The sequence below is a fragment of the Nonomuraea sp. NPDC059023 genome, assembly GCF_042740095.1.
In the GTDB taxonomy this organism is placed as follows: Bacteria; Actinomycetota; Actinomycetes; order Streptosporangiales; family Streptosporangiaceae; genus Nonomuraea.
Genome location: NZ_JBHYIO010000029.1, coordinates 22,657 through 37,415, shown reverse-complemented (window position 1 = coordinate 37,415; position 14,759 = coordinate 22,657). Strand labels below are relative to the sequence as shown.

At 71.1% G+C, this 14,759-nt stretch carries 15 protein-coding genes; 8 read left to right on the top strand and 7 right to left on the bottom strand.

The window, feature by feature from the left end:
• Positions 1–97: 97 nt before the first annotated feature.
• Positions 98–1,651 (top strand): LCP family protein, encoded by a 1,554-nt coding sequence (locus ACFWYW_RS38910; protein WP_379616389.1) that lies wholly within the window; start codon positions 98–100, stop codon positions 1,649–1,651.
• Between the two features lie 17 nt (positions 1,652–1,668).
• Here ACFWYW_RS38910 and ACFWYW_RS38905 read toward each other — a convergent pair whose 3' ends face one another.
• Together ACFWYW_RS38905 and ACFWYW_RS38900 are read right to left on the bottom strand one after the other, a co-directional pair.
• On the bottom strand, positions 1,669–2,490 hold the full coding sequence (locus tag ACFWYW_RS38905) for an ion transporter (RefSeq protein ID WP_379616391.1): 822 nt from the start codon (positions 2,488–2,490) through the stop codon (positions 1,669–1,671).
• Between the two features lie 75 nt (positions 2,491–2,565).
• Positions 2,566–3,027, bottom strand: coding sequence for a nitroreductase family deazaflavin-dependent oxidoreductase (locus ACFWYW_RS38900; RefSeq protein WP_379616393.1), 462 nt, complete (start codon positions 3,025–3,027; stop codon positions 2,566–2,568).
• Between the two features lie 64 nt (positions 3,028–3,091).
• Here ACFWYW_RS38900 and ACFWYW_RS38895 point away from each other — a divergent pair, with 64 nt between their 5' ends.
• Positions 3,092–3,397 carry a DUF4190 domain-containing protein gene (locus tag ACFWYW_RS38895; RefSeq protein WP_379616395.1) on the top strand — a complete coding sequence of 102 codons (306 nt, stop codon included), beginning with the start codon at positions 3,092–3,094 and terminating at the stop codon, positions 3,395–3,397.
• Here ACFWYW_RS38895 and ACFWYW_RS38890 read toward each other — a convergent pair.
• On the bottom strand, positions 3,387–4,022 hold the full coding sequence (locus ACFWYW_RS38890) for a TetR/AcrR family transcriptional regulator (RefSeq protein ID WP_379616397.1): 636 nt from the start codon (positions 4,020–4,022) through the stop codon (positions 3,387–3,389). The two genes, ACFWYW_RS38895 and ACFWYW_RS38890, sit on opposite strands and share 11 nt — an antisense overlap.
• 55 nt (positions 4,023–4,077) lie before the next feature.
• Between ACFWYW_RS38890 and ACFWYW_RS38885 the strand changes: the two genes are divergently transcribed.
• Together ACFWYW_RS38885 and ACFWYW_RS38880 are read left to right on the top strand one after the other, a co-directional pair.
• On the top strand, positions 4,078–4,815 hold the full coding sequence (locus ACFWYW_RS38885; RefSeq protein ID WP_379616399.1) for an ABC transporter ATP-binding protein: 738 nt from the start codon (positions 4,078–4,080) through the stop codon (positions 4,813–4,815).
• Positions 4,812–5,549, top strand: coding sequence for an ABC transporter permease (locus ACFWYW_RS38880; protein ID WP_379616401.1), 738 nt, complete (start codon positions 4,812–4,814; stop codon positions 5,547–5,549). Before ACFWYW_RS38885 ends, ACFWYW_RS38880 begins: the two co-directional genes overlap by 4 nt.
• Here ACFWYW_RS38880 and ACFWYW_RS38875 read toward each other — a convergent pair.
• Complete coding sequence (locus tag ACFWYW_RS38875) at positions 5,494–5,760, bottom strand: hypothetical protein (protein WP_379641206.1); 267 nt, start codon at positions 5,758–5,760, stop codon at positions 5,494–5,496. The two genes, ACFWYW_RS38880 and ACFWYW_RS38875, sit on opposite strands and share 56 nt — an antisense overlap.
• A 5-nt stretch (positions 5,761–5,765) precedes the next feature.
• Positions 5,766–7,124, bottom strand: a complete 1,359-nt coding sequence (locus tag ACFWYW_RS38870; RefSeq protein WP_379616405.1) for a S8 family serine peptidase — start codon at positions 7,122–7,124, stop codon at positions 5,766–5,768.
• 183 nt (positions 7,125–7,307) lie between these two features.
• Here ACFWYW_RS38870 and ACFWYW_RS38865 point away from each other — a divergent pair, with 183 nt between their 5' ends.
• A complete protein-coding gene (locus tag ACFWYW_RS38865) occupies positions 7,308–9,344 on the top strand; it encodes a spermidine synthase (protein WP_379616407.1) in 2,037 nt (678 codons plus the stop codon).
• 7 nt (positions 9,345–9,351) lie between these two features.
• Here the strand turns inward: ACFWYW_RS38865 and ACFWYW_RS38860 are convergent, their stop codons facing one another.
• Both ACFWYW_RS38860 and rpsD read right to left on the bottom strand, forming a co-directional pair.
• Positions 9,352–10,581: a low temperature requirement protein A gene (locus ACFWYW_RS38860; RefSeq protein WP_379616409.1), complete on the bottom strand. Its 1,230-nt coding sequence runs from the start codon at positions 10,579–10,581 to the stop codon at positions 9,352–9,354.
• 2 nt (positions 10,582–10,583) lie between these two features.
• Positions 10,584–11,198 (bottom strand): 30S ribosomal protein S4, encoded by a 615-nt coding sequence (gene rpsD / locus ACFWYW_RS38855; RefSeq protein ID WP_379616458.1) that lies wholly within the window; start codon positions 11,196–11,198, stop codon positions 10,584–10,586.
• Between the two features lie 78 nt (positions 11,199–11,276).
• Here rpsD and ACFWYW_RS38850 point away from each other — a divergent pair, with 78 nt between their 5' ends.
• From ACFWYW_RS38850 to ACFWYW_RS38840, 3 genes are read left to right on the top strand one after another with little or no spacing between them, the layout of a single operon-like run.
• A complete protein-coding gene (locus ACFWYW_RS38850; RefSeq protein WP_379616411.1) occupies positions 11,277–11,978 on the top strand; it encodes a DUF2470 domain-containing protein in 702 nt (233 codons plus the stop codon).
• A gap of 40 nt (positions 11,979–12,018) precedes the next feature.
• The gene (xylA, locus tag ACFWYW_RS38845) at positions 12,019–13,167 is read left to right on the top strand and encodes a xylose isomerase (RefSeq protein WP_379616413.1); all 1,149 of its coding nucleotides are present in this window, start codon (positions 12,019–12,021) and stop codon (positions 13,165–13,167) included.
• Positions 13,167–14,576, top strand: coding sequence for a xylulokinase (locus ACFWYW_RS38840; protein WP_379616416.1), 1,410 nt, complete (start codon positions 13,167–13,169; stop codon positions 14,574–14,576). Before xylA ends, ACFWYW_RS38840 begins: the two co-directional genes overlap by 1 nt.
• Positions 14,577–14,759: the final 183 nt, after the last annotated feature.

Below are 14,759 nucleotides of genomic sequence, written 5' to 3'. Positions count from 1 at the left end.
ACTGTGATGTCCCTTTATGGGGGCTAGAATCTGGCAATCTTGTGCAACCGGGGGCAAAGTCATGGGTTTTGCCTGGTAAATGCTTGAAGGAGCCGGTGTGACGAAGGACGAAGAGGTCGGCACCGTGCCCGCGGACAGGAAACGGCGGGCAACACGCCGCACCCGCGGCGCCCGGCCGGCCGGGGAGGGCAGGCCCAAGTCCGCCGCCCCCCGCTTCGCCAAGCCCCTCACGCTCGCCTCCGTCCTCGGCTGGACGATGCTCTCCGTCCTCGTGCCCGGCGCCGCACACCTGCGCGCCGGGCGCCGTCGTATCGGGCTGACGCTCATCGGCGTCTACGCCGTCATCCTGCTGACCGCGCTGGCCATCGTCCTGATCAACATGACCCGGCCCGGTATCTTCATCGGCTGGACGACCGCGATCACGGTCCTCGCGGCGGTGGGCGCGCTGGCGTGGTTCGCGCTCATGCTCGCCTCCTACATCGCGCTGGGCCCCAGCAAGCTCGGGCAGCAGGGGCAGATCGTCTCCGGCATCGCCGTCGGCATCCTCGGCGTGGCCGTCATGTCGCCCTTCGCCCTGACCGCCCAGCTCGTGATGAGCGGCCAGGACGCGCTCCAGCAGATCTTTCCCAGCGGCCAGAAGGACCCCGACATCGCGCCGGTCAAGCAGGAGGACCCCTGGAACGGCCGCGACCGCGTCAACTTCCTGCTGGTCGGCGGCGACGGCGCGGGCAACCGCGACGGGGTGCGCACCGACAGCATGACCGTGGCCAGCGTGCACGTGCAGACCGGCAACACGGTGTTGTTCAGCCTCCCGCGCAACCTGCAGCACATACGCTTCCCGGCCGGCACCCCGATGGCCAAGCACTTCCCCAACGGCTTCCAGGCGGAACTGCCCAACGGCGGCCTGCTCAACGAGGTCTGGAAGTTCGCCAACGACAACCCGCAGGTCGCCGGCGGCAAGAACAAGGGCCCCCGCGTCCTCATGGACGCCATCGGGCAGACACTCGGCCTCAAGATCGACTACTACGCCCTGGTCAACATGTACGGCTTCGCGTACCTGGTCGACGCCATCGGCGGCCTCAAGATCCGCGTCGAGCGGGACATCCCCTGGGGCGGCCTGTACGGCACCGCCGGCACCATCAAGGCCGGCACCCGCGTCCTGTCCGGCGAGGAGGCCCTGTGGTACGGCCGCTCCCGCGTGGGCAGCGACGACTTCTCCCGCATGGCCCGCCAGCGCTGCGTCATCGGCGCCTTCGCCCAGCAGGCCACGCCCATGAAGGTGCTGAGCAACTTCGAGAAGGTCGCCCGCGCCGCCAAGCGCATGGCCTCCACGAACATCCCGCACGAACTGCTGGAGCACCTGGTCAACCTGGCCGTGAAGGTGAAGGGCGCCAGGATCACCAGCCTGCAGTTCGTGCCGCCGGAGTTCTACTCGGGCCGCCCCGACTGGATCAAGATCCGCAAGGCGTCGGCCAAGGCGCTCACCGACTCGCTGAAGCCGGCCCGCAAGACGCAGGTCGCCAACGCCTCGGCCGCCCCCTCGGCCTCCGGCACCCCCACACGGAACGGCGCCGCCGCCCCGGCCGAGACCCCGACCCGCAACACCAACAAGTCCGCCAAGAGCCTGTCGGAGCTCTGCGGGCTGAGCTAACGGGCCGGAAGACCCGGCTAGCGGCCGGCCGGCGAGCCGGCCTCGTCGGGCCAGAGGCCGTTGGAGTCGCGCAGCTCGGCCACCTCCCTGCGCAGCGCGGCGAGCTCGTCCAGGATCAGCCGGGCCGACATCTCGGCGTGGCTCTCCAGCTCGGCGCGCTCCTCGGCCGACTCCTCCTCCATGGCGCTGACGACCACCGCCATGAACAGGTTCAGCACCACGAACGAGCACAGCAGGATGAAGACCACGAAGAACACCCACGCGCCCGGGTGGACGGTCATGACCTCGCGGGCGATGTCGGGCCACGCCTCGCCGGTCATGGTCTGGAACAGCGTGAACAGGGACGTCTGCAGGTCGCCGAAGTAGGCGGGGGCGGTCGCGCCGTACAGCTTGGTGCTCATGACCGCGGCCACGTACAGGACCAGCGCCAGGAGCACGACGATGGAGCTCATCCCCGGCATGGCGCGGAGCAAGGCGGACACGACCCGCCGCAGGCTCGGGACTGCGGAGATGAGGCGCAGCGCGCGCAGGACCCGCAGGGCCCGCAGCACGGACAGGTTGCCGCTGGCGGGGGCCAGGGCGACGCCGACGATGAGGGCGTCGAAGATGTTCCACGGGTCGCGGAAGAACCGGGAACGCTCCACGTAGAGCTTGGCCAGCAGTTCGGCGACGAAGACGTAGAGGGCGGCGTGGTCGATGACGCGCAGGGCCGTGCCGTATTCGGCGACGATCGAGGGGAAGGTCTCGAGGCCGAGTGTGGCCGCGTTGACGAGGATGACGGTGATGATGATGCGCTGGAAGCGCTGATGTTCGATACAGGCGCGAATGCGGTCACGCACGTGCAGGCTCCCCAAAGGTTGATCAAGACCCGTCCATGATGACGTAACACTTATGGACGGTAGATAAACAGTTGATCAACGCATCGGAGTCAGACGGAACACCCGTAACTCCCGTCCCGATACCCGCGTGTAGTGGTCGTAGACCGGCCACATCGCCAGCAGGTCCGGCCAGGCGGCGGCCCGCGCCTCGCCCTCCAGCAGGGTCGCGAGGACGGGGAAGGTGGCGCCGCGGAAGCTCACGGCGGCCTCGGGGGTCTTGAGCAGATTGCCGGTCCAGGAAGGGTGTTGCGGGCGGCCGTAATTGCTGCCCACGACGAGCATGCTTCCGTCCCGCTCGGGAAGGCAGGCCAGCGGCGACGAGCGCTTCTGGCCGCTCTTGGCGCCGGTGGTGACCAGCAGCAGCACGGGGGTGACCACGTCGCTGGCGAGCCGGCCGCGGGTGAGCCGGTGCACGAGGCGGTCCATACGCGGCACGACCACGGGCGCGACCTTGGGGAACCACGACGTCGCCGACAGCCACTGGAAGAACGCCTTCACCCGGCCCACGCTAGGACACAAGCAAGCGCTCGGTCAACGATCTCATGTGGTAGAAAACGCTCCTATGGCTTATCCCCACGGCCCCTCCCCCTACGGCCCGCCGCCGATGACCCACCCGAACGGGACCACGATCCTCGTGCTGGGCATCCTCAGCCTCGTGATCTGCCTGTTCCTCGGGCCGTTCGCCTGGGCGATGGGCAACAAGGCGCTGCGCGAGATCGACTCCAGCGGCTACTACTACGAGAACCGCGGCAACGTGAACGCCGGCCGCATCTGCGGCATCATCGGCACCTGCCTCATGGGCCTGATCGTCGGCGGGTACATCCTGCTGTTCGGCTTCGCCCTGCTGGCCGGCGCGTTCAGCTCCTGACCCCGTAGCGGCCGATCCCGTTCTCCAGCAGGTCGAAGGCGGCTTCGGCCCGCCTTCTGACGTCGGGCAGGATCTCCCCCCAGCTCTCGCCCGCCTGCTTGCGGCGTACCGCGAGCCTGGACAACATCCGGGTGACCGACAGGATCTGCGCGGCCACCAGCCGGGGTGACAGGTCGTCGGGGTCGGCCTCGACGTCCTCGGCCACCGTTCGTGCCAGCCGCAGGTCCGTGGCGTCCTCCAGTTCCCGCATCCTGGCCATCAGCGAGGGGCTGTCGCCGACCAGCTTGCCGAACTCCTCGGCGCCCTCGTTGAGCCCGTAGCGCCAGTCGCCCGTGTCGAGGGCGTCGAGGAAGTCGCGGCGGAAGGCGGCCAGCACGCTCTCGCCGCGCCCGCGCTCGCGCACGACCTTGCTCGGCAGGTCCTCGACCTCGTCCCAGCGGTCCATGAACAGGTCTTCCTTCGTGCGGAAGTAGTTGAAGACCGTGTTGACCGAGATGTCGGCGGCCCGCGCGACCTCCGCCACCGTCACGTTCTCGAACCCCCGCATCATGAACAGCCCCATCGCCATGTCCGCGATGCGCTCCCTCGTCTCACGCTTCTTGCGCTCGCGCAGCCCCTCTTCCATGCCTTCAATGCTACCAAGTTTGCAGTGACACCAAAATTTCAGTTACCCTAAAAATATGTTGACCACAAAGGGCCTCGGCAAGACGTTCAAGAGCGGTGTGGAGGCCGTACGCGGCGTCGACCTCCACGTGGACGAGGGCGAGATCGTCGGCTTCCTCGGTCCCAACGGCGCGGGCAAGACCACCACCATGCGCATGCTCACCACGCTGCTCACCCCCACCGCGGGCAGCGCCACCGTCGCCGGGCACGACCTGCTGTCCGACCCGCGCGCCGTACGCCGCCGCGTCGGCTACGTCTCCCAGCACGGCGGGCTCAGCCTCGCCGGCCCCGTCGGCGAGGAGCTCGAACTCCACGCCATGCTGTACGGCCTGTCCCGCCCGGCCGCCCGCGCCAGGATCGCCGACGTCCTGGCCCGCCTGGAGCTGACCGGCCTGGAATCGACGCCCGGAGCCGCCCTGTCCGGCGGGCGGCGGCGCCGCTTCGACATCGCCTTCGGCCTGGTCCACGACCCGGTCCTGCTCTTCCTCGACGAGCCCACCACCGGCCTGGACCCGCAGAGCCGGGCCAACCTGTGGACCCACATCCGCGCCCTGCGCGAGGGCGGCGCCACCGTCTTCCTGACGACCCACTACCTCGACGAGGCCGATGCCCTGTGCGACCGCATCGTCATCATCGACCATGGCGTGGTGGTGGCCGAAGGCACCCCGTCGCAGCTCAAGAGCGGCGGGCGTACCCTCGACGAGGCCTTCCTCGACATCACCGGCCGCTCGCTGCGAGAGGACGTGACCGCGTGAGCGCCGCCGCGATCCGCGAGACCTGGCTGCTGTTCCACCACACGACGCGCAACAGCCTGCGTCACAAGGTCGGCCTGCTGGTCGCCGCCGTGCAGCCGCTGTTCTTCCTGGTGCTGTTCGGGCCGATCTTCGCCACGTTCGGCGACTGGGAGACGTTCGTGCCCGGCCTGATCGTCCAGCTCGGCCTGCTGAGCGCGGGCCTGGCCGGCTTCGGCATCGTCTTCGACTGGCGCTCGGGCGTGCTGGAGCGCCTGCGCGTCACCCCCGCCTCACGGCTGGCCCTGCTGCTCGGCCGGGTGCTCAACGACGCGTTCACGCTGGTGATCCAGACCGTGCTGCTGGTGGCCGCGGCCTACGCGCTCGGCCTGCGGGCGCCGGTCGCCGGGGTGCTGGCGGCGATGGTACTGGTGGTGGTGCTCGGGGTGAGCCTGGCGGCGCTGTCGTACGCGGCCGCGCTCACGCTCGACGAGCACCTGTTCGCCCCGGTGATGACGACAGCCGTGGTGCCTCTGATGCTGCTGTCGGGGGCGTTCCTGCCCATGTCGATGGCGCCGGGCTGGCTGGAGGCGCTCTCGCGCGTCAGCCCGTTCCGGCACGTGCTGGAGGCCATGCGGGAGTTGTTCGCCGGGCACTACTGGAACGCGACGGTCGTCACCGGCCTCGCCGTCGTCGTGGTGTTCACGGCGGTGAGCCTGGTGATCGGGGCCCGGGTCTTCCATCGCGAGAACGCTTAGGCGGGCCGTAGGGCTCGATCTTGGGGTCGGAGAAGGGCGGGCCGGCTCTGCGGCCCGCCTCCTCTGTCACCCGCAGGCCGTACAGGCCGAGGTCGGGGTCGATGAGCACCAGCCCGTAGGCGATGTCGACGTCCTCCTCGGCCAGGCCGAGCCTGCTGATCGCGTCCTCCAGCGTCGCGCCCGGCGGCAGCCGTACGGTAATGAGGACCATAGCCCTCAGGCTACGCTCTTGGCCCTGCGCTGCAGCGCGGCGATGACGCCCGCGGTGTCGACGATGCCGTAACCGTAGTCGTAGTCGAAGCCGACCTCGCTGCGGTCCTCGGCCGTACGGCGCAGCAGGGCCCGCAGTTGCGCGGGCGACAGCCGCGAGGACGGCCAGCGGGTGCGGACGGCGGCGACCAGGCCCGCGGCCACCGGGCAGGCGGCAGAGGTGCCGGAGTCGGGCTCGGTGTCGCCGAAGGCCTTGGAACCGGAGAAGTGGGTGTAGGCGCAGATGTCCGGCTTGCGGGCGGTCAGCCGGCCGGGTCCCTGCGAGGAGTAGCCGACCCGCTCGCCGCCGACGTCGACGCCGCCGATCGACAGCGCTCTCGGGTGGGAGTTGGCGCCGACGATGGGCCGGTCGGGGTAGGCGCAGCGGCCGTCCTTGCACTCGCGCCCGCAGTTGCCCGCGGCGAACAGCACGTCGGCGCCCGCCCGGTCGAGGCTGGCCACGATCAGGTTGAACGGGTGGGCGGCGTTGTCGGAGTAGTTGCCGGGGTGGCCGACGGGGAAGTCCCAGGAGGGCGAGAACGACCCCCAGGAGTTGCTGATCACCAGCGACCTGGAGTCGGCGGGCTGGGCGTCCAGGACGGTGCGCAGGTGCGCGAAGGCGGCCACCGCGTCCGACAGCAGCCCGTCGAGCGCCGAGCCGCCCGGCCGGGTCGACAGCAGCACCGGGATGTCGATGAGGCTGGCCTGCGGCGCGCCGATGAGCGTGTCGAAGGCGCACATCGTGCCGTGGTCGACCTCGAACTCCCCCGGTCGTCCGGTGACCCCGGCGGGGTTCCAGCTGCGCTCGGCGTCGAGGGTGACGCCGCGTCCGAGGTGCCTGGCCACGTGCGCGGCGTTGATGCCGGTGTCGAGCACGGCCAGCGCCACCCCGGAGCCGTCGAGCCCCTCGGCGGCAAGACCGGCGGCGTTGATCAGCCGCTCGACGTCGTGCCAGTCGCCGACCGGAGGGTCGCCGCCGCAGGTCAGGCTGGACTCGATCACCGGGTCGGCGAAGACGCCGACCACGTCGGGGCGGATCGTGGGCAGCATGGTGACGCGGGTGGCCAGTTCGTCGTCGGAGATCGTGCCGCGGACGAGCACCGAGGCGTCCTCGGCGGCCAGGGAGAAGTCGAGCGGCTGGTTGAGCGAGAGGGGGTCGCCGCCGGGCAGGGGGACGGGCCGTGGCACGGCGACGGGAACGAAGGCGGAGTCGAGTTCGACTCCGGGCAGTCCGTCGGCGACGTCTGCCGTGGTGGCCGTCTGGCCGGGGTCGGCTACCGCCGCGACCAGATCGGGGGAAGGGCGGAGCTGAATCAGAACCCGCATGGGGACACCACCGAACGTTTGGAGGGAACGAACCTCCCAACATTCCTTCATCCATCGCGGCGCGTCCAGCGCATCGTCACAGGTTTGACCTGCTGAAATGCCCCATAGCTCGCTAACAGGACGACTTTTGTTCTGGGGCGTCAGCCTTCCTTGGTTTCGGTCCGTAAACTACGGTGAGTCGTCATGACCACCCAGGTGCTGGCCGCCCCTCAGGAGTCCGCTTCCGGGCATTGGCTGGCCGTGCGACCGCGCCTCATACTCGCCAGCGCGTTCATGCTTTTCCTCGAACTCGCGCTGATCCGGTGGACAGGCTCGAATATCGTCCATTTGAGTTATTTCACGAACTTTGTCCTGCTCGGCTCCTTTCTCGGCATCGGGCTGGGATTCCTGCGGGTCGGGCGGACCAAGCGGCAGCCGTACTATTCGCCGGTCGTGCTCGCGGTGCTGGTCAGCGTGGTGCTGGCCTTCCCCGTGACCGTCAACCGCGACACCGAGGGCGTCCTGTACTGGACGAGCCTGTCCATGGAGGGGCCGCCGGCCTGGGTCACGCTGCCCATCGTGTTCGTGGCCGCCGCGCTGGCGCTCATGGGGCCGGCCGAGCTGGTCGGGCGCTGCTTCCCCGAGCTGCCCCGGCTCGAGGCCTACCGCTACGACCTGATCGGCAGCCTCACCGGCATCGGCGTCTTCACCGGCCTGTCGTTCCTGTCGGCGCCGCCCGTGGTCTGGGGGACGATCGCGGCCGTCTGCTTCCTGCTGCTGCTGACGCCGAAGCCGTGGGTGCCGTACTGGGGGCTGGTGGCGCTGCCCGCCATGCTCGTGGCCGGGCTGCTGGCCGCCGAGAGCGTCACCGCCGGCGCCCTGTGGTCGCCTTACTACAAGGTGACCTACAAGCGGATGCCGTACCAGATGCCCGTCTACGACATCTCGGTCAACGGCATCCCGCACCAGCAGGCCATGCCGGCCGAGACGCGGCTGCAGATCGAGCGGCAGTACGCGCTGCCGTACGAGCGGGCCGCCGCGCCGCCGCGCGAGGTCCTCATCGTGGGCGCCGGCAGCGGCACCGACGTGGCCATCGCGCTGTCCAAGGGGGCCACCTCGGTCGACGCGGTCGAGATCGACCCCAAGCTGCGCCAGCTCGGCGGCGAGCTGCATCCGGACAAGCCCTACTCCGATCCGCGCGTGACCACGCACATCACCGACGGGCGGGCCTTCCTGGAACAGACCGACCGCAGGTTCGACCTGATCCTGTTCGCGCTGCCCGACTCGCTCACGCTGGTGCCCGGGGCCAGCTCGCTGCGGCTGGAGAGCTACCTGTTCACCGAGGAGGCGATCAAGGCCGCCCGTGAACGGCTCAAACCGGGCGGGGCGTTCTCCATGTACAACTACTACCGCGAGAGCTGGCTGGTGGACCGGCTGGCCTCCACCGTGCAGAGCGCCTTCGGCCACAAACCCTGCGTGGACGTGGTCAGCACCGCCGGGCACCAGGCCGTCATCACCTCGGGCGTCACGCCGCAGGCCCAGCGCTGCGCCGCCGAATGGGCGGGCGCCGCGGCAGGGACGCCCGCTCCGGCGCCCGACGACCGGCCCTTCCTGTATCTGAAGGACCGGACGATCCCGGCGATCTACCTGATCACGCTGGGCCTCATCCTCCTCGTCAGCCTGCTGGCGGTGCGGGTGGTGGCGGGGCCGTACCGGAGAATGCGCCCTTACGCGGATCTTTTCCTGCTCGGCGTGGGGTTCCTGCTCCTGGAGACCAAGAGCGTGACGGGCTTCGCGCTGCTGTTCGGCACGACGTGGGTGGTCAACGCGGTCGTCTTCGCGGGGGTGCTGGTCGCCGTGCTGGCCGCCGTCGAGGTGACCCGCCGCTTCCGCACCCCTCCCCTGAGGGTGATGTACGGCGTGCTGCTGGCCGGCCTCGTCCTGGCCTGGCTGGTGCCGAACGCGTGGCTGCTGTCGTTGCCCACGCCGCTGCGCGCGGTGGCGGCGGTGACGGTCGCCTTCCTGCCGATCTTCGCGGCGAACGTGGTGTTCGCCAAGCGGTTCGCCGACTCGGCCGATGCCACGACGTCCTTCGGCGCCAACCTGCTGGGCGCGATGGTCGGCGGCTGCCTGGAGTACGTGGCGCTGGTGATCGGCTACCAGAGCCTGCTCATCGTGGCCGGGCTGATCTACCTGGGCGCCTTCGTCCTGCTGCCGCGCAAGAACGCCGCCCTCGTGTGAGGGCGGCTCAGGCCGGGGACGGGGCTGTGGGTGCTGTGGCGGGCGGGCGGTAGGCGACCCGCCACAGCGCGGCGGCGAGCAGGACCGCGACGACCGCCCAGGCGGGCAGCGGTCCGCCCAGCAGCCCCAGCAGCACGGGGACCGCGGTGGCCGGCAGCGCCCACGCCCAGATCCACAGCCGCCGCGCCCCGGTGGCGACGCCGATCACGGCGGAGGCGGCGAAGTACACGGCCAGGCCCGCGCACAGCACCCACCGGATCCCGGGGTGCAGGTGCTCGACGGGCTGGGCCACGACGGCGCCGAGCCCGGCCGCCGCAGCGACGAGCCCGGCGGTCATGACGAAGTGGGCGGGCAGCGCGACCGACGGCGGCAGTCCCCGCTCGCTCGCCTCGGGCACGGCGGTCACGCCGTACTGCAGCGTCACCCACCACAGGCACACGACCAGCGCGAAGGAGCCCGCGGCCGCGAGCTTGAGCTCGGTGCTCCAGTCCTGGCCACCGGCCTCGACGACGATCTGCATGACCGCCTCGCCGAGCACGATGATCACGAACAGGCCGAGCCGTTCGCCGAGGTGCGCGGTGTGCAGGACGGCCTCGTAGGGGGCGGGTATCTCGCGCGGAGGGCGGCGGCCGTCGCCGTCGTGCCGCCTGGCGCGCTCCTTGAGCCGCTCGGACTGCGTCTTCAGAGCCTGCAGGAGCCGTCCGGGGTGGCGGGCGTTCTGGAGGGTGAAGAGCAGGTCGAGCAGGATGCCGAGCGCCCACAGCCAGTAGGTGACGGGGGCGGGGGTCCAGAAGGAGACGATCCAGGGGGCCAGGCCGGCGCCGAGCTGGGCGGCGGGCCACGAGGTCACGACGGCCCCCGAGCTCTGGATGGAGCGGGAGCCGCTGAGCCGGCAGACGACGTAGGCGACGGCGAACCAGTCGTCGTGGTTGCCGCCGCCGGGCACGGCGTGCGCCACGTCGGGCGCGGCGGCGGCCATCACCGCGATGCCGAACATGCCGATCAGCATCGCTCGGGTGCGGGTCTTGCCCGCGCGGACGTTGGCGTAGATCGTGAAGGAGGTCCAGATGCTCCAGATCGCGTAGTAGAGCATCACGAACAGCGCGACGCCCGGCCAGGCCGGATGGAGCAGGCGGTGGGCCAGCTGGGCCACCGCCACGACGACGACCAGGTCGAAGAAGAGCTCCAGCCAGCTCGCGTGGCGGTCCGCCGTTTCAGTCGCGCCTACGTCACTCACGCCTACCGAGAATAGAACTCCACCACGAGCTGCTCCTCGACGGGGATGGCGATCTGCTCGCGCTGCGGCTTGCTCACCAGCGTGAAGCGCAGTTCGGACAGCTCGACGGAGAGGTACCCGGCGGGGCGGTCGTCGGCGTAGATGCCCTCGGCCGCGGCCACGAACGGCTGCATCGCGCGCGACTTCTGGCGTACGGCGATGACCTGGCCGGGCTTGACGAGGTAGCTCGGGATGTCGACCTTGCGGCCGTCCACGGTGATGTGGCCGTGGTTGACGTACTGGCGGGCGGCGTAGATCGACGGAGCGAGCCCGGCTCGCAGCACGAGGGAGGCCAGGCGGGTCTCCAGCAGGGTCACCAGCTCGGCGCCTGACGCGCCTTCCTTGCGTACCGCGAGGTCCCAGTAGCGGCGCAACTGGCGCTCGGAGACGTCGTAGTACCAGCGCAGCTTCTGCTTCTCCATGAGCCGCATGCCGTAGTCGCCGGTGTTGCGGCGGCTGGTCTTCCTGCCGTGCTCTCCGGGCGGGTACGGCCGCGCCTCGAAGTACCGCACGGCTTTCCTGGTCAGAGGGACGCCTGCCCGTCGGGACAGCCGCACCTTCGGCCCGGTGTAGCGCATGTTCACCTCAATGTGGTTAGGTAATACTTACTTAGGCAAGGCTAACCTACTACAGCGTGTGAACTCAAGGAGACCTGCATGCCGCCGATCGCGGAACGCATCCGCACCCTCGCCTCCGGAGCCGGCGTCGCCAGGCTCACCCTCGACGGCGTCCCCTTCCCCGCCCGCGGCGGCGTGGACGAACAGGGCCGTCCCGTGCTGCTGGTCAAGCCGGGCGAGCGCCTGCACGGCCTGGAGGGCGACGCGGTGATCGCGGTCAACCTCACCGCCACCCGGCTGCTGGGCGCCGTCGAGCACCCCCGCGGGCTGGTCGAGGTGCAGGGGTGGGTGCTGGCCGTACCGGAGGAGGACACGCGCGCCGCCGCCGTCGCGGTCGCCACCGCGTGCGCCGACGAGGACCTGTTCGAGGCCATCGAGCGGTACGGCGAGCCCGGCGCTCCCCGGCTCATGAGAATGGACGTCGCCCAGGTCGTCTACCTGACCGGCCAGGACTCCGGCGTGCTCGACGCCGACGAGTACCTGGAGGCCGAGCCCGACCCGCTGGCCGAGACCGCCGAACGGGTGCTCGCCCACCTGAACGAGTCGCACCGCGCGCAGCTCCAGGGCGCCGTGGCCGCGCACCTGGGCACGCCGGTCGGCGAGGCGTGGCTGTGGGAGCTGGACCGCTACGGCGCGACCGTACGCGTGGACGACACGCTGGTGCGCTTCCCGTGGCCCGTGCCCGCCCAGACCGGCACCTGCCTGGAGACCGCCCTGCGCGGGCTGATCTGCGCCTGCTGATGATATGAAGTGCTGAAGCGCACATGATCGGGAGGCCGCTTTGGACGCGTACACCCCCACCCCCGGCGACCGCTTCACCTTCGGCCTGTGGACCGTGGGCTGGCCGGCCCGCGACCCGTTCGGCGACGCCACGCGGGCGCCGCTCGACCCGGTGGAGAGCCTGCACCGCCTGGCCGAGCTCGGCGCCTACGGCGTGACCTTCCACGACGACGACCTGATGGCCGTCGAACCCGACCGCGACCGGGCCGTGGCCGCGTTCACCAAGGCGCTGGCCGAGACCGGGCTCAAGGTGCCCATGGCCACGACGAACCTGTTCACGCACCCGGTCTTCAAGGACGGCGCGTTCACCAGCAACGACCGCGACATCCGCCGGTACGCGCTGCGCAAGGTCCGGCGCAACCTCGACCTGGCCGCCTCGCTCGGCGCGAGCGTGTACGTCTGCTGGGGCGGGCGCGAGGGCGCGGAGTCCGACGCGGCCAAGGACGTGCGCTCGGCGCTGGCACGCTACAAGGAGGCGCTCGACCTGCTCTGCGATTACGTCGCCGAGCAGGGCTACGACCTGCGCTTCGCCATCGAGCCCAAGCCGAACGAGCCGCGTGGCGACATCCTGCTGCCGACGATCGGGCACGCGCTGGCGTTCATCGGCGAGCTGGAGCGCCCGGAGATGGTCGGTCTCAACCCCGAGGTCGGCCACGAGCAGATGGCCGGGCTCAGCTTCACCCACGGCATCGCGCAGGCCCTCTGGCACGGCAAGCTCTTCCACATCGACCTCAACGGCCAGCACGGCCCCCGGTACGACCAGGACCTGGTCTTCGGCCACGGTGACGTCAAGAACGCCTTCTTCCTCGTGGACCTGCTGGAGCACGGCGGCTACACCGGGCCCCGGCACTTCGACTACAAGCCCGCGCGCACCGAGGACGCCGAGGACGTGTGGGTCTCGGCCGCGGCCAACATGCGCACGTACCTGATCCTGCGGGAGAAGGCGCGCCGCTTCCGTGCCGACCCCGAGGTGCTGGAGGCGCTGCGCGACTCCCGGGTCGGGCAGCTGGCCGAGCCGACGCTGGCGCCCGGCGAGACGCTGGCCACGCTGGAGGATCCCGGCTTCGACCTCGACGGCGCCGCGGCGCGCGGGCTGCACGCCTCGCGCCTCGGCCAGCTCGCGCTGGAGCATCTGCTCGGGGTGCGTTGATGCCGCTGGTGGCGGGCGTGGACTCCTCCACGCAGAGCTGCAAGGTGGTGGTGCTCGACGCCTCCTCCGGCCATCTGGTACGGCAGGGCCGGGCCGCTCACCCGGCGGGGACCTCGGTGGATCCGGCGGCCTGGTGGGAGGCGCTGGCCCTGGCCGTCCGCGAGGCGGGCGGGCTTGACGATGTGGCCGCCGTCGGGGTGGCCGGGCAGCAGCATGGGATGGTCTGCCTGGACGAGTCCGGAAATGTCGTGCGGGACGCGTTGTTGTGGAACGACACCCGCTCGGCCGGCGCCGCCCGCGATCTGGTCGGCGAGCTGGGCGGAGGCGCGGCCTGGGCCGAAGCGGTGGGGAGCGTGCCGCCGGCCTCGTTCACCGTCTCCAAGGTGCGGTGGCTGGCCGAGCACGAGCCGGAACACGCCCGGCGGACGGCCGCGGTGTGCCTGCCGCACGACTGGCTGACCTGGCGGTTGCTGGGCGACTCATCCCGGGCCGGTCTTCCGATGGAACGGCCCCACGCGTTTCCGCTGGAGCGGCTTGCCACCGATCGGGGGGACGCGTCGGGGACCGGGTACTGGTCGCCGTTCACCGAGTCGTACCGGTATGACCTGCTGGAGCTGGCCATGGGGAGCCGTCCGGCGTTGCCCCGGGTGCTGGGACCGGCCGAGGCGGCCGGGGAGGCGGGCGGCCTGCTGGTCGCGGCGGGAACCGGTGACAACATGGCCGCCGCCCTCGGCCTCGGGCTGCGCCCCGGTGACGTGGTCGTGTCGATCGGCACCTCGGGGACCGCGTTCGCCGTCGCCGAGCGGCCCGGCGCGGACCCGGGCGGGGTGGTGGCCGGGTTCGCCGACGCCACGGGGCGATTCCTGCCGCTGGTGTGCACGCTCAACGCCGCCCGCGTGCTGGAGGCCGCGGCCGCCATGCTCGGCGTCGGCCTCGCGCGCCTGGATTCGCTGGCCCTCGCGGCTCCTGGCGGGGCTGACGGGCTGGTGCTCGTGCCGTACCTGGAGGGTGAGCGGACCCCGAACCTGCCCGGCGCCACCGGCTCCCTGCACGGCCTCACCCTGCGTACCGCCACGCCCGGACACCTGGCCAGGGCCGCGGTCGAAGGGCTGCTCTGCCACCTGGCCGACGCGCTGGAGGCGCTGCCGGTCACGGGCGAACGCGTCCTGCTGATCGGCGGCGGGGCCGGATCGCGTGCGGTGCGGGAGATCGCTCCGGCCGTGTTCGGCCGCCCGGTGGCCGTGCCCGCGCCGCAGGAGTACGTGGCCAGGGGCGCCGCCCGCCAGGCCGCCTGGGCGCTGTCCGGCGCCCCCGCCCCACCGGACTGGCCCGCGCCGGGAACCACCGAGCACGAGGCGACCCCGCAACCGTCGATCCGCGAACGCTACCGGCACGCCCTCGGCCTCTAGGAGCCCCTGCGCCTGTGCGCTCGTTGGTGGCTTTGCGGCGGGTTCCGGGGAGTGTGGGGTACGGCAGGCGTCACGGCTGACCGCCTGCCGTACCCCGTGGAGCTTCTCACGCCCCACCCGCCCCCCGCACCCCTGGGGCCCCGAACCCGCGCGGGCGGCCAGGTGCGGCGAGCGCGAGGACAA